The following is a 20,772-nucleotide window of genomic DNA, read 5'->3' on the forward strand; positions in this document are numbered from 1 at the left end:
ACTCGATAAAGTGAAGCCTCGGTATTTATACTTCTTCTTTCAGCCTGTCTTTAAACATGCTTCTCAATTTCTGAACTTTTGGGTCTATGATAGCCCTACAATATGGCTGCTGCCTATTCTCATTGTAATAGTTCTGATGATCTCCTTCGGCTGGGTAATAAGCTCCAAGCGGACTAATTTCTGTTACCACAGGGTCGTCAAAGTAATCTTTCATTTCTGCTTTTACAGCTTCTGCTATTTGATTTTCTTCTTCGTCTTGGTGGAAAATTACCGACCTGTACTGTGTCCCTTGGTCATAACCCTGTCTGTTCAATGTAGTAGGGTCGTGGGTAGAAAAGAAGATGCGCAACAAGTCGGCATAGGGTAGAATCTCTGGATTGTAAGTGATTTTAATCACTTCCGCATGTCCCGTTCTTCCCGTTCCAATTTCTCTATAGGTTGGGTTTTTAATGGTTCCACCTGAATAGCCCGACTCTACCTTTTCTACTCCTTTTACACGTTGAAAAACAGCTTCGGTACACCAGAAACAGCCACCACCTAAAATGGCAGTGGCCTCGGTTTTGTCTTCTTCAATCAATTTCATGGAAGCCGAATTAATACAGTAGCGCAATCCGCTTGGTGCAGGGCCATCTGGGAACACATGGCCTTGATGTGCATCGCAAGTATTGCACATCACTTCTACGCGCACCATGCCATAGGCAGTGTCTTTTTCGTACTTAATGGCGTTTTCTTTTACTGGCTGTGTAAAACTTGGCCAGCCAGAACCTGATTCGAACTTTAATCTGGAATCGAATAGGGGAGTGCCGCAACAAACGCAGCCGTATAATCCGGGTTCGTGGCGTTCACAGAATTCACCTGCTCCAGCCCTTTCGGTACCTTTTAATCGGGCAATTTGAAATTGTAATGGAGTTAAAATGGCCTTCCATTCTTCCTCTGTTTTTTCCACCCTTCTGTCGGGTGCTGGGCTGCCGTTGTTGGCAAATTTGATTACGTCAATCCAAGTAAGCATATATTCCTTTCTTATTTCGGGGGTAGAACACAAATGTCTACTGCGAGGTTTCAATATACTTCATAAGTTCTGCTTTTAGCACTTTGCTTTGGCTTGGCCTTGGCGCATTGTTGTTCACCAGTTTGCCTTTGGTGCCATATATCATGTACCGAGGAATTGAAGGAATATTGAGTTCTTCCATTTTAGAGGTATAGCCTGCGTTGTCTATTCTGAAGTGTAAACCTTCATTTAATTCAAGTCTTTCCATGGCCTTTTGCCAAGGCCGATCGGTTCTATCACTTGAAAGGTAGACGTAAACAATGTTTTCATTTGCTAAATCCTTTTGCAATTGCTTTGAACTTGGCATTTCGTTAATGCATGGCCCACACCAGCTTGCCCAGTAATCTATGTAGAGCACTTTGCCTTTATGTGATGCAATTAAAGCTTCTAGGGAAGTAGCCTTTCCTGCTTTGTCTACTAGTTCAAGATCGTCATCAATTTTGAATTTGATGTTGAACTTCTCCACCAGAAAATCAAACATTGCTGAATCTTGGTAATCGTTGTTGAACTTGTCCAGGTATTCCCAACGCTTTTCGATGGGAAAGTAACCGGCATCTTGAAACAGTTTTTCGATGTAGACGAATTGAAGTTTTTTCTTTTCGATGGGAGTTAGGCTGACCATCATTTGAATAGAGTCGTAGGCCTGTGGGTAATTCATGATGCTTCCACCCGAGACGCCTGTGTTATAATTATAGGAGCTCACTTTTTCTCTGACGTCTAAGCTGGTAGTATAGAGTAAGTACTTTATGTATGCGTTATTATAGACCAAGGAATCGCTTCTTTCAATGCCAATTTTTGGATAACGCTTGACTAAATTATCCATTGAGTTTTTTAGTGTTGAAGCTTTTTCATCTTCAACCTTGTTTTTGAGCAGTGGTGAAGCTTTTAACTTGGCCAATTGAAAGTAGATGTTTTGAATTCTATAATCTAGTTGCTTGTTTGTGATTTTACCTTCTATTTTTAACTGTTCAAGTAATTCATATTGACTTGCTAATTCTTCAGAGATATTTCTTAAGGCTGTTTCCCCAATTTCATCATAGAAGCTATTATATTGCTCACGGTCTAAATTCCTTCCCTTATAAGTTAGAAGTAATGGAAGGTCAGTTATGTGTAAAGCCGTATACTCATCAAGAGCTAAACTATCTCTTTCGACCAAACTGAAATTAGTCACTGTATAATCTTCTTGACGGTTTATGACCTTAGCAGTCGGTTTAATACCTGAATAATTAAAGACTACGGAATCTCCATTTTGAAATAAGTATTTCAGTTCGTCAACGCCTTTGTACATTAATCTTATTTCAACCAAATCCCGTTTACTTTTAACAATCACAGTGTCTGACTCTACCCCAATGTTAAGGTGAAGCAGTTGCTCAATCATATTGTCATCTAAGAATTGAATTTCGTCACCGTTAGGATTCCTTTCTTGTGATCTACCACCGCCATCTGGTATCAAATAATAACCATTTTGAACAGGCTTATGAAAAATAAGGACTATTTGATTCGTTGGCACTATCTCACCTTCCTTGGGGGTATTGGTAGGTGAGCAACCTAAAAACACAAATAGAGCAGAGAACAGTATGAGTTGTTTCATACTACAATATATGTAATATATTATATTATAGAATGCAGGTGTATGATTGTAAATAGATTATATTATTCTGTTTAATTATGAGTAGAGATAGAGAATAGTCTAGGAATAGTAGGGAAGAAATTGAATGTTTTAGTACGGATTGGGCTAATAGGTTCTTCAAGTGCTTCGAGAATTATTGTTTTATTCAGATTCATCCATTGTCTAAAGTCAGTTGACGCTGCTTTGTTTGTAGATAGGTGTTTTAGGAAGGGATCTAATACAAACTGATGGTTAGCGATTCCGGCACCGGCTTTTACGGCATCAAGTGCGTTACAGGCTTGCTCATATTGCTTTTCAACGGGCACCATCATTACTGGCTTACCCAAGTACATTGCCTCGCAAATGGATTCAAAACCTGCGGTAGAAACGTAGCCCAAACAGTCTTTCATAAAGCTCAAAAACTTTTGGTCATTAATATGGTGGAAGGTGATGTTTTTCCAAGGTGACCATTCGTCTTTTTGCGCTAAGTTGTCCCAAAAACAATGGAGGCGAATTTTCTTGTTCTGCTTGTGCCATTCCATTAAGTCATAAGCATAGCCGGGGTTTACTACATAGGCCAAAATGAAATCTCCTTTGCCCGGTGTCAGCTTGAAAATTTCTTCCCTGAGCAGTGGAGGAGCAATGGTGAGCGTTTCTGAATCAGGTTTAATATTTCGGAAGGATAAGGCAATTTTCTTATGTGTATTAAGTGATGTCAACTTGTTTGTTAGCAGAAAACATCGTTTTTGAAGTGGAGAGCCTTCGGCAAAAGGAAACGAACTGTCCTCGGCCAAATACTGGTGGCCAATACAGATTCTTTTCACTTTGGGTTTATATATCCCAAAGTACATGCCAGCCAGTATATCATAGAAATTAATGATTACATCTGGTTGATCGCTTTTTACAATCCTATTGATCTTGCTCAGTTGACTAAAGAACTGCGGAATGTTTAAGGTATTTACTAGCCCAGTTTTCCACAGATTGATGGACTTCTTTCCTTTATCATAAAAGAAATTTGGACTGACAACTGAATGGACTTTTGTGTCGGATTTTTGTTTGAAATAGGCAGGTACTTCACGTCTTTTGTTGGTGCCTATGATCATGGAGGTTACTTCATGGCCAGCCTCTGTCAATTTTTGCGATAAAGCCAAAGCTTGTGTCATATGGCCTCGGCCTTCACCTTGTATTATAAAGAGTGCTCTCATTTAACCAATTTCAGTTTTTGGGTTAAGCTCTACGGGTCCAAATAGGCCGTTTGTTTCTATAGACTTGCTTTTTAATGGCTTAGATTCTTTCTGTTTATTTTCTGCCTTTTGAGTTTCAGAGTAATAAACAAGGCTCCATTCTCCATTAAAATCTTCGATCAGGGCGGTGAGGGATTCTACCCAATCTCCAGAGTTGAGGTAAGAGATGCCGTCAATTTCCTTAATAGCTGGTTGGTGAATGTGGCCACAAATAATACCATCACATTCACGATATTTGGCCATGGTAGAAAGCTGCTCTTCGTAATCATCAATGTATTTAATGGCTTGTTTTACTTTTCCTTTTATCGCCTGAGAGAGGGAGAAATAGGGAAGCCCCTTTTTCATTCTACGAAAATTGTATTGGCGATTTAACCACAAAAGAAAGGTATAGCCCACATCGCCAAGTTTGGCGATCCACTTAAATTGGCGTGTTACAGAATCGAAGATATCTCCGTGAACGATCAGAAATTTTTTCCCAAAGGACTCATAGATCATTTCCCTCTTAATGGTCAAGTTGCCCATTGTGAAGGGAAGGATTTGATCTAGAAAATCGTCATGGTTACCACGAAGGTAGGTCACTTTAGTGCCTTCATTTTCAATCATTTTGAGGATGCAGGTAAAAAAGCGGGTGTGCTTTCTCTTCCATTGACCTGATTTTTTGAGTTGCCAGCCGTCAATAATGTCTCCGTTGAGTATCAAGTTTTCACAATGATACTGTTTTAGGAATCTGACGAGTTCTTTAGACTTTGAGCCTTTGGTGCCTAGATGAACATCAGAGATAACAATGGTTTTGCAATTATTCTTCACGGTTAAAGGGGTATGACTCAATTAACAAATTGAGTTTGACTCTATCGTCACCGTGGTTTTACTTAATTAATATTTAAAGGAGGGGTATGAAGAATTTCGGTAATACAGGCTTAATCTAGCTATAGATTAATTCTGATTTACCTTTTTGGTAATGTATTCTACGGCCTGCCCTACGGTTTGTAGTTGTTCAGCATCGCTATCCGGAATTCTAATTTCAAAAGTCTGTTCAAATTCCATTACAAGTTCTGCATAGTCCAAAGAGTCTATACCTAAATCTTTAATGAAGTTTGCGTCAATTGTAGCCTCAGTAGACGCTATGCCTATTTTGTCAACTAGAATTTTTGTGATTTTATCTTGAATCTCACTCATTGGTTGGTCTCTAAAGGAATATTTTCGGAAGATAGTCGATTTAGCTAAAATTTAAAACCTAAGGGTGAATTCAGTGCCTTCATTCATTACAGATTTTACTGTAATTCCGCCTCCGTGTTTTCTCATAATTTGTTTTGATAAACTTAAGCCAATTCCTGATCCTTGTTTTTTTGTGGTGAAGAAAGGAATGAAAATCTTGCTCAATGCTTCCTCGTCAATACCACAGCCGTTGTCTCTAATTACAATTGTAGGCCGGTTATATTCATTAACAAAGGCCCGAATTATGATGTGTTTTTCTTCTGTGTTTTCTTCCAGCGCATGAACCGCATTTTGGAGAATATTAATCAATACCTGATCAATCAACTCCTTGTCTATACTGATGGCTAGGTTGATAGGCTCAATGCTGCAACTAATTTTGATGCCTTTAGCAGCCAGCTCATAATTGAATAAGACTTGAATATGCTCTAATACCTCGGCTACACTTTCTGTGGCTACTTTTGGCTGAGGGATTTTGGTTAAGTTCCTGAAGTCGGAAACAAAGCGAATTAGACCTTGGCTGCGTCTTTCAATGGTTTGAACTGCCAAATAGATATCTTCCAACTCCTCCTTTTCAATAGGGACGTCATCTTCAATATTATCTACCAAGTTGTCTTTTACTGTTGCAGCCAAAGAGGAGAGTGGAGTTACGGAGTTCATGATTTCATGTGTTAACACACGAATCAAGTTTTGCCATGCATCCATTTCTTTTTCCTCAAGTTCAGATTGAATGTTTTGAACCGAAACGAGTTTAAATTCCTCACCTCTGAGGACCAGTTCAATAACATAAATGGAGAGTTGGATGTGCGTTCCGTCTTGCGTGAATTCAATAAGATCACTCCCCCCGGTTTTAAGCTTGACCAAGGATTCAACCAGTTTGGGGCTCACCTTACTGAGCTCAAAAATATTCTGAATGGCTTCTACACCGATCAATTTTTTTGCAGAGCTATTGATGATTTGGATGTCCCCTTTTTTATTGAAAGTGATGAGTCCAATTCCAACATGTTGAACTATCGTTCTGAAGTAATGATAATTGGCTTCTTTGTCTGCTCTGATTTCTCTGAACTTCTTAATTACATTATTGAATTCTTGGTACAGCCGATCAACCGATGCTGAATGCCCTTCGGTAGGATAGGTTGCGGTAAAGTCATCGTATTTTATGGAATTAAGAAAGCCAGAAATCTCTCGATTTGTTTTCTCAATTGCACGAATAAGCAAATAGACTTGAACGACAATTGCCATGCTAACAAAGAATATGTTGACTTGATTTTGCGAGCCATAGATCAAACTGGCCAGTAGCAAAGCACTGGCCGTAAGAAGTATTACTCGAGCAATAATGGCAAATCGTAGATTCTTAAAGCCCATGTTTTTCTAATCTGCGATAAAGCGAAGCTCTTGTGAGCCCAAGCTCTTTGGCTGCTTTAGAAATGTTACCCGAATGCTTATTCACCGCTTTTAGAATCACATTCTTTTCTACCTCATCAAGGTTGAAGTTTTCTGCTGCGTCATTTACGGAGTCTTGCTTCTGAACTAAAAAGAAGAAGTCGTCTGGCATTAAAGTATTGCCTTCCCCCATAATAATAGCCCTTTCAATGGCGTGTTGAAGCTCGCGAATGTTGCCAGGCCATGAATATTTCTGAAGCTTCTTCATAGTAGATGAAGCTACCTTCTTTCTGTCCTTGCGGTATTTGTCGCAATACACTTTAACAAAATGTTCTGTAAGAAGAATAATGTCATCCTGCCTTTCGCGAAGCGGAGGTAAATGCACTTCTACCGTATTGATTCTATAGAGTAAATCCTGTCTGAAGGTATTTTCGTGTACCATTTCATACAGCGGCATATTAGTCGCACAAATCAAACGGATATCTATAGGCATCGATTTATTGGAGCCAATCTTCGTTACTTCTCTGCGTTGAATGGCAGTGAGGAGTTTTGATTGAAGAGGAAGACTTAGGTTTCCGATTTCATCCAAAAATAAAGAGCCGCCATTGGCTACTTCAAAACGTCCTACTCGGTCTTCTTTGGCATCCGTAAAAGCCCCTTTTTTATGCCCAAAAAGTTCACTTTCAAAGAGGGTTTCGGTAATGGCCCCCATGTCGACCCCCACGAATACATTGTCTTTCCGCAATGATCGTTGATGAAGTGCTCTGGCGACAAGTTCTTTACCTGTTCCGTTTTCTCCTAAAATCAAAACATTGGCATCCGTTCCAGCCACTTTATCGATGATGGAAAAGACATTCTTCATGGAAGGACTGTCTCCAATAATGTCTTTAAAGGGCTTACTTATTTCGTCTTCAAGCTGTTTTTTAGCACTCTTGAGTTTGTCGACTTCAGCATAAGAGCGTTTTAATTTAACCGCTGTCGAGAGGGTCGCAATTAATTTTTCGTTCTGCCAAGGCTTAAGTACAAAGTCGGTAGCTCCTTCTTTTAGTGCCTTAACTGCCATCTCCACATCACCAAAAGCGGTGATTAATACCACCACAGCAGATGGATCGGCATCTAATATCTGTTCTAACCAATAATAGCCTTCCTTACCACTAGTAATGTCTTTGCTGAAATTCATGTCGAGCAAAATGACATCATAGGTGCCGTTGTTCATAAGAAAAGGAATTTTTTTAGGGTTCTTTTCTATAATGACCTCTTTGGCGTGTTTTTTAAGTAAGAGTTTGGCGGCAATGAGTACATCCTCATCGTCATCTATGATTAATATTTTACCGAGTTCGTTATCCACTAGTGTCTAATTTAAAGTACTTAATCTTCCTTGCTGCCTATAATAGTGCCAACTAACATTGTGGCCGCTGAGGCAACTATTTGGGTATTTGTGTGTCCGCTATCGTTCTGAAAATGTACTAAATACGGACAGTATAAAGCTAGTGACATTTTACCTTTTTACTAAGAAATTTGGGTAAACCCTTTCAAAGGGAGGTTTAAATGTTGGTCATCTGATGTTTCTGATACCGCTTAAACTAAAATTATGTCACACCACAAATTATTGGTGCCTTGGCTTTGTGAAATTGATTTATGTATCATATATTGCATACGTTGTTTTGAATTAATTTAAACGTTAATTCAGATATTTTGAGTTTTTGACCTTTGGGCTCGATTCTGACCAAATCGAGCCTTTTTTTATGCCCAATCCTCTGGGCTCAGTAATTACAAAACTGTTCGATTCCGATCAAGTCCTGTTCTAATATTGTACACCTTTACGCTTCTTGGTATATGTTAATAGTTGTTAAATGTCTATTATTCAGGTTATTGTGTTTGTGGCATCTTTGTTGGTAAAAGCAGGCCGGATAAGAAAACATCACTCAAAATGGCAATGGACAGAAAGATTAAAAAGAAGGTATGGACCGCAAAAAGAATTTTTACAATACTAGGTGTCACTGGGGTTGTCGCCCTAATCGCTTATGTATTCTTTTTTGCTGATAAATCCTCAAAACTCAATGTTGAGTTAGATAAAATTAATGTAGCCGGAGTAACTGAAGGCGCATTCCAAGAATTTATTCCTGTTGAGGGCACGGTCAACCCGAAAACAACCATATATCTAGATGCCATTGTTGGCGGGAATGTGGAAGAGAAATTTTTAGATGGAGGTGTTGAAGTTGAAGAAGGAGATACTATTCTAAAGCTTGTGAATGATAACCTTCAAATGAATTACATCCGAGAGCAAACGCAGGCTAACTTACTAAGAAATGATATAGAGAACACAAACCTTAATCTTCGTCAGCGGCTGTTTCAATCAAAGTCGAACATTATTAATTTGGACTTTGATATTGAGCAAGCAAAGGATGCTTATGCTAGAAACAAGCAGCTTTGGGAGGATAAAGTTATCTCAGAGAAGGAGTACTTTGACTCTAAAAGAGCTTACGAAAAGCTAGAAGCGAGAAGGGTCAATGAAATCGAATCAATGAAATTTGATTCACTAAATGCAGTGACTAGTACCAAGCAAAATGAAGAACGACTGGAATCTACGAAAGAGAGTTTAGAAATTGTAAAAGGAAACTTAAGCAATTTATGGGTAACGGCCAGAATTTCCGGATTGCTTTCTACTGTGAATTTTGAGGTTGGGCAAAACGTTAGCCCTGGTGTGACCATTGCTCAAATCGATGATTTGGATGGGTTTAAGATTGTCGCTCGCGTAGATCAACATTACTTAGATAGGGTGTATTTGGGGTTGAGAGGTAACTTCGACTTCGGTGGCTCAAACTATGGTTTAGTAATTCGAAAAATATTTCCTGAAATTAATAGTGGTCAGTTTAATGTCGAAATGATGTTTGAAGGGGAGGCGCCTGAGAATATTCGTAGAGGCCAAACTGTGCCAATCAAACTTCAGTTGAGCGAGGAGCGTCAAGCAATTATGATTCCTCGAGGAGCCTTCTTCCAAACTACTGGGGGTAACTGGATTTTTGTAGTAGATGCTTCAGGAGAATTTGCAGAGAGAAGAAGTATCAGCATTGGTAACCAAAACACAAGACAATATGAGGTGCTCGAAGGGTTGAAGCCTGGGGAGCAAGTAATTACCTCATCTTATGATGGTTATGAAGACAAAGATAAGCTAGTAATAAAAAAATAGTATAAATTAATTCACAACAACCTTTAACTTTTATTAAAATGGAAAACAGTAAGAATCTTATTACCACTAAAGGTCTTAAAAAATTCTATTACACTGATGAGGTAGAAACTACAGCATTGGGTAATGTGAACCTTGAAATCAAAGAAGGCGAATTTGTAGCCGTAATGGGCCCTTCTGGTTGTGGTAAGTCCACACTTTTGAACATCATTGGTCTTTTAGATAATCCTTCTGAAGGAGAGTTTTACTTCTATGAGGAGGAGGTTTCTAACTACTCTGAAAGACAAAGGGCAGAATTGAGAAAAAGAAACATCGGTTTCGTTTTCCAAAGCTTTAACCTTATTGATGAGTTAACAGTATTTGAAAACGTAGAACTTCCTTTGATCTACTTAAAATACCCAGCGGCAGATCGTAAGAAACGTGTTGAAGAAGTACTTGAGCAAATGCAGATCATGCACAGAAAAGATCACTTCCCTCAGCAATTATCAGGTGGACAGCAACAAAGGGTAGCGGTAGCCAGAGCGGTTGTAGCTAAGCCAAACCTAATCCTTGCGGATGAGCCTACTGGTAACTTGGACTCTACCAACGGTCAGGAAGTAATGACACTTTTGACTAACCTTAATGAGAGCGGAACTACCGTAATTATGGTGACGCACTCTGCAACAGATGCAGAATACTCACACAGAGTAATCAATCTATTTGATGGTCAGATTGTTTCTGAGAACATCAATTCGAAAGAAAACTCACTAGTTTAAAAATATAACTCAAAGTGTCTGAAAGGGCTCTGGATTTTTCCAGAGCCTAATTAAAAACATGCTTTAAGGCAGCATGATTGGTCAATAATGCCTTGTGGATAGAAAACTCGAACGATGAAAAAATTATTTTACACCCTTTTCTTCACTGTGTTTTTGGTTACTTCTCTAAGCGCTCAGCGAGTACTTACCTTAGATGAATGTATTCAAATAGCACTTGATAACAACTTGGATATTAAAAGAGCCAGAAACGAAGCTATTAGTGCTAGGGCTGGGTACACACAAAGTAAATTTAATTTTTTACCCGACTTAAGTGCTGGAGCAAGTCATCGATGGAGCGAAGGATTGTCTTTTGACCAAACTTCGGGAACCAGGGTTAATACAACCACGTTGGGCGGAAGCGCATCAATTGGTGCTTCAGTGACAATTTTTGGAGGCTTTAGTAAAAACTTAGAATTGAGTAGGAGTAAGCTCTTGTTAGAGGCTAATGAGCAAACAATAGAGAGTAATATTCAAACGATTGAAGGGAGTGTAGTAGGAGCTTTCCTTCAGGTTGTTTCTACTCAGGAAAACCTTAAGATTGCTGATCAGACTTTCGGTTTACTAAAGGAGCAGCTTGATAGAGAGGAAAAAAGAGAGAAGGCAGGTGTAGGTGATATGGAGCGCGTTTACAACTTCCGTTCGCAAGTAGCACAGCAAAACTTAAGGATTGTTGAGTTGAATAATCAACTTAAATCCAGTGAGTTGGTCTTGGTACAACTACTTCTTTTGGATCCCACTGAGGATTTTCGTTTTCAAGGTATCTCTGCCGAAGATGCCGATTTGGAAGCTCAAATCACAGATTTCGAGGAGGTTTCAGGGAAATCTTTAGCATATTCACCAGCAATTAAAGCTTCAGAGCTGAACTTAGAAGCTACCAAGAAATCATTCAAAATGGCTCAATACGCGTGGATGCCAAGGCTTAGTGCTTCTGCTAGTTATAGTTCTGGCTGGACTTCCAACTTGAGAAATCAAGATGGTAGCGTTGTGGACGTATCTACTCAAATGGAGAACAACGTAAATAAAGGGGCTGGTTTAAATTTGAGTATCCCCATTTTTAGTAATTTCCAAAACCGTACGAGAGTTCAACAAACCAAGATTCAGGTTTTAAACTCAGAGATTGGTTTGCAGCAAGTAAAGAATAACCTTACCAATCAGGTGCAAAGAGCATATTTGGATTTAGTGAATGCCAAAACTTCGTTTGTCGCTGCTAAAGAAAGCTTGGTGAATTTGGAAATGGCATTTGAATTTGCAAAAAGCCGTTACGAGAATGGGACAATTGATTTTGTAACTTATTTAACGAGCTTGAATGGAAAGAATACTGGGGAGCTACAACTGGTGCAGGCCAAATACAGTATCTTATTCCGCCAGTTAATTCTAGATATCTATACTGGCGAAATGAATAACCAAAACTAGTTTATCTCAAAAATATCGAGTGTAGTACTTGTAAAAAGAAACACTCGTTTGTTTTCCATTAGAACAAAAGTGTAAGAGGGGTCAGGTAAACTGACCTCTTTTTTTTGTTTAGTGTAGATATCAAAATATAGGACGTTCCCATTTTGAATACTTATTAAGGCGGAGTCCTTAAAGCTGAAGAAGTTGAGGCCGAATAGAGGAAGTGTTTCTAAGTAATTACCAATATTGTCGAAGACAAGCACCCCATTTTTATTGTCGCTAATGAAGAGTAAGTTTTGGTATTCCCTGATGTAGGAAAAGTCATGATTCTTGTTTTTAAGAACTAAGTTCAAATTGGTATCTGAAATTACTTCATTATTATTAGTATCTACTTTCTTTAAGCTAAGCGCCTGGGCGTCTAGTACCCAAATGTTATTGTCTGCTGCTATGGTAGAAAGACTGGAGTTGCTAACGACTTGCTGATTGCCAAATTTGTATCGCTCAGATTCAACAAGGAACCGGTTAAAAAACGAGTATTCTTGAAAGTCCTTATAGAAGGCAAAGACCCTAAGCCCTTGCCACGCTTCTATGATGCGGGGAGTAGACCTCTTGGTAGGAGAGTAGTGTGATTGAAACTCACCATTTGAGTTGTACTTGTCTATTGACCCGTTGAGAGAAGACACATAGAGGTTACTCTGGCGATCAATTGAAACTAGGTTTGCCGGATTTTTTAGTGTGACCGATTCTAATTTCTTCCAATCTTGCGTGTATGCAAGAGGGTGGGAAAAGATTAATATGAATAAGGTAAGCTTAAGCTTCAAAAGTATTGAAGTTGAAATTTTGGCCATCAAACTCTCCATAGGTATAGTTGTTGATCCATTCCCCCAAGTTAACATATCTACTGTTTTCTCCTACCTTTAGGTCAAGAGGTAAATGCCTATGTCCGAATAGGTATAGGTCTCGGTGTTTTTGCGCTTCTTTCTTTTTAGCATAAGCCCAAAGCCATTCTCCTTCTCCTAAGAACTCTTGCTCTTTCTCATGCCCCTGTGCTCGACTTTTTCTAGACCAGTAATTAGCCAAACCAATACCTAAATTAGGATGAAGTCTGTGAAAGCACCATTGAAAGAAGGGGTTAGTAAATATCTTCTTCAACGATTTATAACCTTTGTCATGAGGCCCGAGTCCATCGCCATGGCCAATGAGCATCGAATAATTATTGATCGTGATGTCGATGGGGTCTTTAACTACTTTAGCATTCAGCTCTTGCTCTAAATAACCAAACATCCATAAATCATGGTTGCCGGTAAAAATCACAAGCTCAATGCCTCTATCACTAAGTTCAGCCAATTTGCCCAAGAATCGGGTAAAGCCTTTTGGAACAACGGAATTATATTCAAACCAAAAATCGAAAAGGTCACCTACCAGAAATATTACTTGTGCATCTTTCGAAATAGAATCGAGCCACCTTACAATTTTTCGCTCCCTTTCAAGGCTCTTTTCAAATGAAGGAACCCCTAAATGGAAATCGGATGCGAAATAAGCTTTTTTGCCTGTGGCTAAGTTGATGTTCATGGCTACGTTAATGCAACTTCAAAATTGCAAAGTATTCATAAATAAAAAAATCAGGCACTATTGGCCTGATTTCAATTTCAAATTTTCTATAAAAGACTAATTCTTGTCTTCAGTACTTGGAGCGTCATCACTTTTATTTGAGTCTGCTTCAACCTCAGAGCTTGCCTTCTCAGGATCTGGGGCTAGTTTTTCTTTTTCCTGACCATTAGGAGAAGTATAAGCAGCATAAGTAGTTTGCTTTTCAAAAGGCCTTTTGCCTATCAGTCCCTCCAAATCGGATTGGAATATAATTTCCTTCTCGAGTAATTTTTGAGCAATGATTTCAAGTTTATCCTTCTTCTCTGTCAATAATTTGATTGCACGTTGGTAAGCCTCATCAATAATTTTCTTAACCTCTTCGTCAATTGTTTTGGCCGTAGCGTCAGAGTATGGCTTGCTATAGTTGTATTCCGATTGCTTTGAATCATAGTATGAAACATGACCAATTTTGTCATTCATGCCATACACGGTTACAATGCTGTAGGCCACTTTGGTTACGCGCTCTAAATCGCTCAGTGCTCCCGTTGATATTTTGTTGAAAATAATTTCTTCCGCAGCTCTACCACTTAATGTCATACACATTTCGTCCATCAACTGTTCAGTTTGATATAAGAACTGCTCTTTTGGTAGGTATTGGGCATAACCCAATGCGGCTACTCCTCTTGGTACAATACTTACTTTCACCAATGGATCGGCATGTTCCAAGAACCAGCCTGCCACGGCATGACCAGCTTCGTGGTAAGCCACAATTTTCTTTTCTTCTGGAGAGATAAGCTTGTTTTTCTTTTCTAAACCTCCAATCACACGGTCAATCGCATGCTGGAAATCATCCATATCAACAGCTTTTTTATCTCTTCGTGCCGCAATCAAAGCTGCTTCGTTACAAACATTGGCAATTTCTGCTCCTGCAAAGCCTGGAGTTTGGGCTGCTAGCTTCTTAGCATCAATGTCTTTGTCCATTTTGATTGGTGCGAGATGCACTTTGAAAATGGCTTCACGGCCCACCAAATCTGGCTTATCTATGCTTATCTGTCTATCAAAACGGCCTGGTCTTAAAAGGGCTTGATCGAGTACATCTGGCCTATTGGTGGCTGCTAGAATAATTACGCCTGAATCTGTTGCGAAACCATCCATCTCAACCAAAAGAGAGTTTAATGTATTCTCTCTTTCGTCATTAGAACCAGGCATCTGACCTTTACCTCTAGAGCGACCAATGGCATCAATTTCATCTATGAAAACAATACAAGGTGCTTTTTCTTTGGCTTGTTTGAAAAGGTCTCTTACTCTTGCTGCTCCAACTCCAACGAACATTTCAACAAAATCTGAACCTGAAAGCGAGAAGAAAGGCACAGCTGCTTCGCCAGCTACCGCTTTTGCCAATAAAGTTTTACCGGTTCCTGGAGGGCCAACAAGCAATGCTCCTTTAGGTATTTTACCTCCTAGCTTGGTAAATTTGGAAGGGTTGCGAAGGAATTCTACAATTTCTTGAACTTCTTCTTTTGCTTCGTCTAGTCCAGCTACATTGTCAAAAGTGATTTTTACTTTGTTATCGGCATCGAATAAAGCAGCCTTTGATTTGCCAATATTAAATATTTGTCCACCAGGGCCAGAGTTGCCTGTCATTCTTCTCATCATTAACCAGAAGAATAATACAATAATGATAAGAAAACCATAGGACCCAAGAAGTTCGAAAAACGTTGTTTTTTCATCAAACTGAACCCTAACAACTTCGTCTTCAGGGATTTTTTCTTTCTCAACAAAAGATATATAATCGTCCTTAAAATCTTCCGCTGATAGAATGTTTTTTATTATGTAGTGAGGTCCTTGATTTCCAAAACTGAAGAAATCTTGATTTTCTAATTCAGTTTTATATTTGGCATTTTGAAGGGCCTCATTCTTTAGAGTGACTTCAACTGTTTTTTGATTGGTAATAACCACTACGCTTTGGACATCCTTGCTCTTCACCATGTCCTCAAAGCGTTTCATAGTAATGATAACGCCTGTGCTTTGGTTACTGAAAATGGAAATGGAAAATACCACAATAATCAAGGAAATGAATATCCATACTTGATTGTTTGGCTTTTTGCCTCCTGCTTTTGGAATGATGTTCTTCTTTCTTGGACTATCTGGCATTTCTATTTTTTATAAAATTAAAATCTTTCTTTAAACGAGGACTAACCTATAAAGTTAAAACAACTTTTGATTATCCGATTGAGGTCACTTTTGCGTCACCCCAAAGATCTTCAAGTGCGTAAAAATCTCTTTTCTCTCGCTTGAAAATATGTACAACATTGCTTACGTAATCGAGAAGAATCCATTCTCTGTTAGTAAATCCCTCTTTGCGCCACGGGCGTTCGCCATGGGCCTCTTTAACCTCTTTTTCAACAGATTCGGCTATGGCTTGTAGTTGGGTATCAGAATTGCCTGAGCAAATAATGAAAAAATCGCTAATCGAGCCTTTCACTTCACGTAAATCAAGGACCTTAATGTCCTCTGCTTTACGTTCTTCCATTCCCTTTATAATAATCTGGCTCAGTTCTTCTGAAGTCATTCAGTTTTTTGTGTCTAAATTGTTATTTATTTGCAGTCAAAACTACGAAAATCTGTTGTACAAAATCCTTGCTAAAACTTTATTTCTAGGGAAAGAAGTGATTTACATGCCAAGTTGTCATTCAACGAATGATATTGCCTTGCAAATGCTAAAGAAACCTGACAATCGAGAAGGGTTGATAGTGATTACTGACCACCAAACTCAAGGCAGAGGGCAAAGAGGAAACAACTGGAAATCTGACTCGGGGTCTAATCTAACACTGAGTATTATTTTAAAACCTAGTTTTCTTCTGGCTTCTGATCAATTCTATTTGAATATCATCACTTCATTGGCCGTGAGAAGAATGATAGAGTTTTACGTGAATGAGCAAGGTGCAAAAGTAAAGTGGCCTAATGATGTACTTCTGAATGAGAAGAAAATTGCAGGGATATTGATAGAAAACACTTTGCAAAGAAGTTCTATTCAATGGTCAGTTGTGGGAATGGGTATAAATATCAATCAACAAGGTGTAGGCTTAGAAAAGGCAACCTCGCTTTTTGAAGTGACTAAATCAATGAACTCCTTACCTGAGCTTTTTGAAAAGCTAATCGAATCACTTGAGTATTACTATTTGAAACTGAAGTCTGGAAAGAAGGAAGAGTTAAAGGAAGAGTATTTGCAGCATCTTTTTGGCTTTCAGAAATTTAGAAAATATAGAACAGAATATCTCTTTAATGGTAAAATAATAGATGTCGAAGAAACTGGCAGGCTAGTAATGGAAACGGCAAAAGGGGTACAGTCCTTTGACTTTAAGGAGGTTGAATTTTTGTATTGAGTGCCATTAGTTTTGAAATTTATAAAGGCATGTGGTATCTTTGCAGCGCAAATAAAAAAACGATATGTTAGAAACGGGATTAGAGTACAAAGTAAAAGATATTTCCCTTGGTGATTGGGGTAGAAAAGAAATTGGATTGGCCGAGGCTGAAATGCCTGGTTTAATGTCATTAAGAGAAGAATTTGGTGCTTCACAGCCTCTAAAAGGTGCAAGAATTGCTGGTTGTCTTCACATGACAATTCAAACTGCCGTTCTGATCGAAACTTTGACTGCACTTGGTGCCGAAGTAACTTGGTCTTCTTGTAATATTTTCTCTACACAAGACCATGCTGCTGCTGCTATAGCGAAGTCAGGTGTTCCTGTTTTTGCTTGGAAAGGCATGAATGATGAGGAGTTTGACTGGTGTATCGAACAAACTTTGTTTGCATTTGAGGGCGGAAAACCTTTGAACATGATTCTTGACGATGGTGGTGATTTGACTAACATGGTATTGGATAAATACCCTGAATTGGTAAAGGACATTAAAGGCCTTTCTGAAGAAACAACTACTGGAGTTCACAGACTTTACGAAAGAATGAAAAAGGGCACATTACCAATGCCTGCTATTAACGTGAATGATTCTGTTACTAAATCTAAATTTGATAACAAATACGGATGTAAAGAATCATTAGTAGATGCCATCAGACGTGCTACTGATGTAATGCTTGCTGGTAAAGTTGCAGTAGTAGCAGGTTACGGTGATGTTGGAAAAGGTTCTGCAGCTTCATTGAGTGGAGCTGGTGTTCGTGTTATTGTTACTGAAATTGACCCAATTTGTGCTCTTCAGGCGGCTATGGATGGTTATGAAGTGATAAAAATGGCGGATGCTATTCCAAGAGCTCAAATCATTGTAACTGCCACAGGTAACTACAATATCATTCAAGGCAAGCATTTTGAAGCCATGAAGGATAAAACCATTCTATGTAATATCGGTCACTTCGATAATGAAATCGATATGGCATGGTTGAATAAAACTCACGGTGCCAACAAAATCGAGATTAAGCCACAAGTTGATTTATACAATATCAATGGAAATGATGTTATCGTTTTGGCTGAAGGACGTCTAGTAAACTTGGGTTGTGCCACAGGTCACCCATCGTTTGTAATGTCTAACTCTTTTACGAACCAAACTTTGGCTCAGTTAGAACTTTGGACAAACTCAGACGCTTACGAAAATGCGGTTTACACATTGCCTAAGCACTTGGATGAAAAAGTAGCAAGACTACACTTGGCGAAAATCGGTGTTGAACTTGAAACTCTTTCTACTGAACAAGCTGAATATATTGGTGTAACGGTTGAAGGGCCTTATAAGTCTGAACAATACAGATACTAAGTAAAATTTATATAGAATAAAAAAAAAGCTAGTTTTATACTGGCTTTTTTTGTTTCTGGACGGGTCAGAAGATTTTCATCTTTAAAAAGTAGCTCAATGGGTAAGGTTGGAAGTAAAGTTAGAAGGTATAGATCCCTTATCGGTAACTTTAAGAACTGGAAAGAATTTCTGGTTTTTAAATCATCTAAAAAGCCTGAGTTCAATTTTAAAATGAGAAATGGTTTTGATATAAATGTCAAGCGCCAAATGCTTCCTCCTTTTAAAGAGAGCTTTTTCGATAATATTTACTTTGATGGATTCCCGATAGATAGAGGACTCAAAAAATCCCCCTTAGTAATTGATATTGGAGCTAACGTGGGTTTTTTTAGCCTTAATATATTCTCCAAGTACCCTCAGGCCAAAGTGATAGCATTTGAGCCAATGCCTTTTAATTATGCTCAATTACTTACGTATCAACAGGAATATAAGAATGTGAATTGGGTAATTGAGAATAAAGCAATTGCCGACCATTCAAATGGTTTAACCTTATATACAAGTACTTTAGATGGGTTTTCGACCATGGCAGGTGTTTTTAAAGAGGGGGGAAAAGCCAGCGAAATTAATGTTGAAACTCTTACTTTATCTGATGTGATTAAATCTAACGATCTTGATAAGATAGATCTGTTGAAGTTAGACTGTGAAGGGTCTGAGTATTCTATTCTGTATACTATGCCCGATCAAGACTTAGCGAAAATTTCGATGATGAGTATTGAGACTCACTATGGCAATGACTTCTCAGAAAACCATGGCTCATTGGTTAAGTATTTGAAATTAAAAGGGTGGAATTTGAAAGAGGAAAGTAAGAAGGATACCGGTTACATTTGGGCCTGGAATTGAAATGCTCTTTGCCACTACTGGCGATAGATTAATTTGAAAATAGCAAAGTCAGAGTAGTCACCTTTTTCAGCCTTTAAGCTCGCTTTTATAAATTTGGCAAACTGAGACTCACTCGCAAAATCATATATATAGCCTTCCCAAAGAATTTCTGCGTCTGTAAATTCATTCATGTGCTCTTCCCTTATTAGGGCTAGAGTTGGTTTGGCATATTGAATAATATTATCCAGAGTGTCTTGTCTTATTATCTTACGCTCCGCATAAAATGGCATGTTGTGAATGAGTGTTCCGTCAATTTGAAGTGGAGTTTTTTCATCAATACTCTCATTTGATCTTATAATTTCCCCTATGCTTTTGTAAGGCCTAAATGATTCTAGAGGCTTTAAATAAGCACCTAAAAGAATATAGACCCCAATTATAGCATAGAATGGTATGGCAATCATTTGAGACTGAACCTTGTCTTCTCTTTTATTTCTTAAAAGATAGAATATGAGAATAGAGACTAATAATGGTACGATGTACCAGGCTACCGAAAGCGAGAATAAATAAACTAGAACAAAGGAAGCTCCTAAAATCAGCAGACTGGGCAGAAGAAAGGAATAGAGTCTTATAAAATTGAATGGCTTGCTGAGCTGAGGTTTGTTAATTAAAAAGGCAGTTAATATCAATGCCATTGGCGGATGAGCCTGAATGAAATAGGTAGGAATTTTGCCTTTTGCTGCAGTGAAAATAATGAACATCACTATGAACCACGAAAAGGCAAATCCAATTTCCTTTCTCATGCTCCTATAGTTGAAAAGATAATAGCCAAGCGCGACAAAGAAGGCCAAGGAATAGGGTAGAATGCTCCAAGAGATCACTTCGAGGTAAAAAAATGGGCGCATACTTTTTTCGTTTCGAGTGAAAGCGCGCTCAAACGTTTCATGTTGAAAAATTTCCCAAAAGTCTTGACCATAGGTGAAGTACATATAAATTACCCAGCTCAAACCTATTATTAAAACAATCGGGATACCGATGTGAAGCTTGATTTGAAGCAGTTTTTTAAACCATACTTTTATGTTGAATTGGCTGTCTAAAAGCAGATAAAGCCCTACAATACCTCCAATCACCACAATATATGGATAGCCTTTGGTGAGTGCTGTTAGGCCCAGCGCTACATATGCTAAATAATAGTATTTATTCCTTTTTTCAGTGTGGGCCCTAATGAACCAATACATAGTTAGCGTGAAGAAAAACGTTAAAGGCACTTCAGGTGAAGCGTACTGTTTAACTGCAATTAACTGTACACTAACACCCATTATACACATCGCGTAAAGCCCTGCCTTTGGGCCATATATTTTTTTCCCTAAAAGATAGGTGAGCCAAATGGAGCCTAAGGCCATGAGTATCATGGGTAGTCTAATTCCAAATTCATTTAAACCGAAAATGGATGAGCTTAAAGCTATGGCCCAATAGGTAAGAGGTGGCTTATTATACCTTGGTCGGTAGTTGTATTGAATGTCAACAAAATCCCCACTTTCAAACATTTCTCTTACCGATTCCGCGTAAAAGCTTTCATTTGGAGTCCAGATATCATTAACACTGAAATTGTAAAAATAGAACAGGGCAATTACTGTGATAAGAAATCGTAATTGTTGTTTGTGACTAGCTTCAAAAAAGAGCAAAGAGGTTATTTTTTTCAT

The 20,772-nt window shown here is 38.5% G+C and carries 18 protein-coding genes; 6 read left to right on the forward strand and 12 right to left on the reverse strand.

All coding sequences use genetic code 11. The features are described from left to right. Positions 1 to 25: 25 nt before the first annotated feature. The 7 genes from AWN68_RS09460 to AWN68_RS09490 all read right to left on the reverse strand — a co-directional run bounded on the left by AWN68_RS09460 (position 26) and on the right by AWN68_RS09490 (position 7,844). The gene (locus tag AWN68_RS09460) at positions 26 to 1,009 is read right to left on the reverse strand and encodes a bifunctional methionine sulfoxide reductase B/A protein (protein ID WP_068414549.1); all 984 of its coding nucleotides are present in this window, start codon (positions 1,007 to 1,009) and stop codon (positions 26 to 28) included. Positions 1,010 to 1,046: 37 nt separating this feature from the next. Further along, positions 1,047 to 2,639, reverse strand: coding sequence for a TlpA family protein disulfide reductase (locus AWN68_RS09465; RefSeq protein WP_068414552.1), 1,593 nt, complete (start codon positions 2,637 to 2,639; stop codon positions 1,047 to 1,049). A 71-nt stretch (positions 2,640 to 2,710) separates the two neighbouring features. After that, the gene (locus tag AWN68_RS09470) at positions 2,711 to 3,862 is read right to left on the reverse strand and encodes a glycosyltransferase family protein (RefSeq protein ID WP_068414555.1); all 1,152 of its coding nucleotides are present in this window, start codon (positions 3,860 to 3,862) and stop codon (positions 2,711 to 2,713) included. Next, positions 3,863 to 4,708, reverse strand: a complete 846-nt coding sequence (locus AWN68_RS09475) for a UDP-2,3-diacylglucosamine diphosphatase (protein ID WP_068414558.1) — start codon at positions 4,706 to 4,708, stop codon at positions 3,863 to 3,865. A 126-nt stretch (positions 4,709 to 4,834) separates the two neighbouring features. After that, the gene (locus AWN68_RS09480; RefSeq protein ID WP_068414560.1) at positions 4,835 to 5,077 is read right to left on the reverse strand and encodes an acyl carrier protein; all 243 of its coding nucleotides are present in this window, start codon (positions 5,075 to 5,077) and stop codon (positions 4,835 to 4,837) included. A gap of 51 nt (positions 5,078 to 5,128) precedes the next feature. Then, positions 5,129 to 6,478: a sensor histidine kinase gene (locus tag AWN68_RS09485; protein ID WP_068414563.1), complete on the reverse strand. Its 1,350-nt coding sequence runs from the start codon at positions 6,476 to 6,478 to the stop codon at positions 5,129 to 5,131. After that, on the reverse strand, positions 6,468 to 7,844 hold the full coding sequence (locus tag AWN68_RS09490) for a sigma-54-dependent transcriptional regulator (protein WP_068414566.1): 1,377 nt from the start codon (positions 7,842 to 7,844) through the stop codon (positions 6,468 to 6,470). Before AWN68_RS09490 ends, AWN68_RS09485 begins: the two co-directional genes overlap by 11 nt. A gap of 588 nt (positions 7,845 to 8,432) precedes the next feature. Between AWN68_RS09490 and AWN68_RS09495 the strand changes: the two genes are divergently transcribed. From AWN68_RS09495 to AWN68_RS09505, 3 genes are all read left to right on the forward strand, one after another. Continuing rightward, on the forward strand, positions 8,433 to 9,686 hold the full coding sequence (locus tag AWN68_RS09495; protein WP_084362834.1) for an efflux RND transporter periplasmic adaptor subunit: 1,254 nt from the start codon (positions 8,433 to 8,435) through the stop codon (positions 9,684 to 9,686). Positions 9,687 to 9,724: 38 nt separating this feature from the next. Continuing rightward, positions 9,725 to 10,438 (forward strand): ABC transporter ATP-binding protein, encoded by a 714-nt coding sequence (locus tag AWN68_RS09500; RefSeq protein ID WP_068414571.1) that lies wholly within the window; start codon positions 9,725 to 9,727, stop codon positions 10,436 to 10,438. A gap of 114 nt (positions 10,439 to 10,552) precedes the next feature. Continuing rightward, entirely contained in the window at positions 10,553 to 11,890 is a 1,338-nt protein-coding gene (locus tag AWN68_RS09505) for a TolC family protein (protein WP_068414574.1), read from the forward strand. On the opposite strand, the gene AWN68_RS09510 is transcribed toward AWN68_RS09505, so the two are convergent. From AWN68_RS09510 to rsfS, 4 genes are all read right to left on the reverse strand, one after another. Then, on the reverse strand, positions 11,887 to 12,690 hold the full coding sequence (locus tag AWN68_RS09510) for a hypothetical protein (protein ID WP_157716153.1): 804 nt from the start codon (positions 12,688 to 12,690) through the stop codon (positions 11,887 to 11,889). The two genes, AWN68_RS09505 and AWN68_RS09510, sit on opposite strands and share 4 nt — an antisense overlap. After that, the gene (locus AWN68_RS09515; RefSeq protein ID WP_172796054.1) at positions 12,680 to 13,441 is read right to left on the reverse strand and encodes a UDP-2,3-diacylglucosamine diphosphatase; all 762 of its coding nucleotides are present in this window, start codon (positions 13,439 to 13,441) and stop codon (positions 12,680 to 12,682) included. Before AWN68_RS09515 ends, AWN68_RS09510 begins: the two co-directional genes overlap by 11 nt. 96 nt (positions 13,442 to 13,537) lie before the next feature. Further along, positions 13,538 to 15,613 carry an ATP-dependent zinc metalloprotease FtsH gene (ftsH, locus tag AWN68_RS09520; RefSeq protein WP_068414580.1) on the reverse strand — a complete coding sequence of 692 codons (2,076 nt, stop codon included), beginning with the start codon at positions 15,611 to 15,613 and terminating at the stop codon, positions 13,538 to 13,540. A 70-nt stretch (positions 15,614 to 15,683) separates the two neighbouring features. After that, positions 15,684 to 16,031: a ribosome silencing factor gene (gene rsfS / locus AWN68_RS09525; protein ID WP_068414583.1), complete on the reverse strand. Its 348-nt coding sequence runs from the start codon at positions 16,029 to 16,031 to the stop codon at positions 15,684 to 15,686. A 55-nt stretch (positions 16,032 to 16,086) separates the two neighbouring features. Between rsfS and AWN68_RS09530 the strand changes: the two genes are divergently transcribed. From AWN68_RS09530 to AWN68_RS09540, 3 genes are all read left to right on the forward strand, one after another. Next, positions 16,087 to 16,845: a biotin--[acetyl-CoA-carboxylase] ligase gene (locus AWN68_RS09530; protein ID WP_068414586.1), complete on the forward strand. Its 759-nt coding sequence runs from the start codon at positions 16,087 to 16,089 to the stop codon at positions 16,843 to 16,845. Between the two features lie 64 nt (positions 16,846 to 16,909). Beyond that, positions 16,910 to 18,217: an adenosylhomocysteinase gene (gene ahcY / locus AWN68_RS09535; RefSeq protein ID WP_068414589.1), complete on the forward strand. Its 1,308-nt coding sequence runs from the start codon at positions 16,910 to 16,912 to the stop codon at positions 18,215 to 18,217. A 210-nt stretch (positions 18,218 to 18,427) separates the two neighbouring features. Further along, complete coding sequence (locus AWN68_RS09540; RefSeq protein ID WP_172796055.1) at positions 18,428 to 19,093, forward strand: FkbM family methyltransferase; 666 nt, start codon at positions 18,428 to 18,430, stop codon at positions 19,091 to 19,093. 14 nt (positions 19,094 to 19,107) lie between these two features. Here the strand turns inward: AWN68_RS09540 and AWN68_RS09545 are convergent, their stop codons facing one another. Continuing rightward, positions 19,108 to 20,772, reverse strand: coding sequence for an ArnT family glycosyltransferase (locus AWN68_RS09545; protein WP_068414594.1), 1,665 nt, complete (start codon positions 20,770 to 20,772; stop codon positions 19,108 to 19,110).

The sequence above is a fragment of the Roseivirga echinicomitans genome (genome assembly GCF_001592935.1).
In the GTDB taxonomy this organism is placed as follows: Bacteria; Bacteroidota; Bacteroidia; order Cytophagales; family Cyclobacteriaceae; genus Roseivirga; species Roseivirga echinicomitans.

Excerpts from the sequence above, each read along its gene's own strand:
- rsfS (WP_068414583.1), bottom strand. The coding sequence starts at position 16,031 with ATGACTTCAGAAGAACTGAGCCAGATTATTATAAAGGGAATGGAAGAA.
- ahcY (WP_068414589.1), top strand. The coding sequence starts at position 16,910 with ATGTTAGAAACGGGATTAGAGTACAAAGTAAAAGATATTTCCCTTGGT.
- AWN68_RS09485 (WP_068414563.1), bottom strand. The coding sequence starts at position 6,478 with ATGGGCTTTAAGAATCTACGATTTGCCATTATTGCTCGAGTAATACTT.
- AWN68_RS09480 (WP_068414560.1), bottom strand. The coding sequence starts at position 5,077 with ATGAGTGAGATTCAAGATAAAATCACAAAAATTCTAGTTGACAAAATA.
- AWN68_RS09495 (WP_084362834.1), top strand. The coding sequence starts at position 8,433 with ATGGACAGAAAGATTAAAAAGAAGGTATGGACCGCAAAAAGAATTTTT.
- AWN68_RS09460 (WP_068414549.1), bottom strand. The coding sequence starts at position 1,009 with ATGCTTACTTGGATTGACGTAATCAAATTTGCCAACAACGGCAGCCCA.
- AWN68_RS09465 (WP_068414552.1), bottom strand. The coding sequence starts at position 2,639 with ATGAAACAACTCATACTGTTCTCTGCTCTATTTGTGTTTTTAGGTTGC.
- AWN68_RS09545 (WP_068414594.1), bottom strand. The coding sequence starts at position 20,772 with ATGAAAAAAATAACCTCTTTGCTCTTTTTTGAAGCTAGTCACAAACAA.
- AWN68_RS09540 (WP_172796055.1), top strand. The coding sequence starts at position 18,428 with ATGAGAAATGGTTTTGATATAAATGTCAAGCGCCAAATGCTTCCTCCT.
- AWN68_RS09500 (WP_068414571.1), top strand. The coding sequence starts at position 9,725 with ATGGAAAACAGTAAGAATCTTATTACCACTAAAGGTCTTAAAAAATTC.
- AWN68_RS09470 (WP_068414555.1), bottom strand. The coding sequence starts at position 3,862 with ATGAGAGCACTCTTTATAATACAAGGTGAAGGCCGAGGCCATATGACA.
- AWN68_RS09505 (WP_068414574.1), top strand. The coding sequence starts at position 10,553 with ATGAAAAAATTATTTTACACCCTTTTCTTCACTGTGTTTTTGGTTACT.
- ftsH (WP_068414580.1), bottom strand. The coding sequence starts at position 15,613 with ATGCCAGATAGTCCAAGAAAGAAGAACATCATTCCAAAAGCAGGAGGC.
- AWN68_RS09515 (WP_172796054.1), bottom strand. The coding sequence starts at position 13,441 with ATGAACATCAACTTAGCCACAGGCAAAAAAGCTTATTTCGCATCCGAT.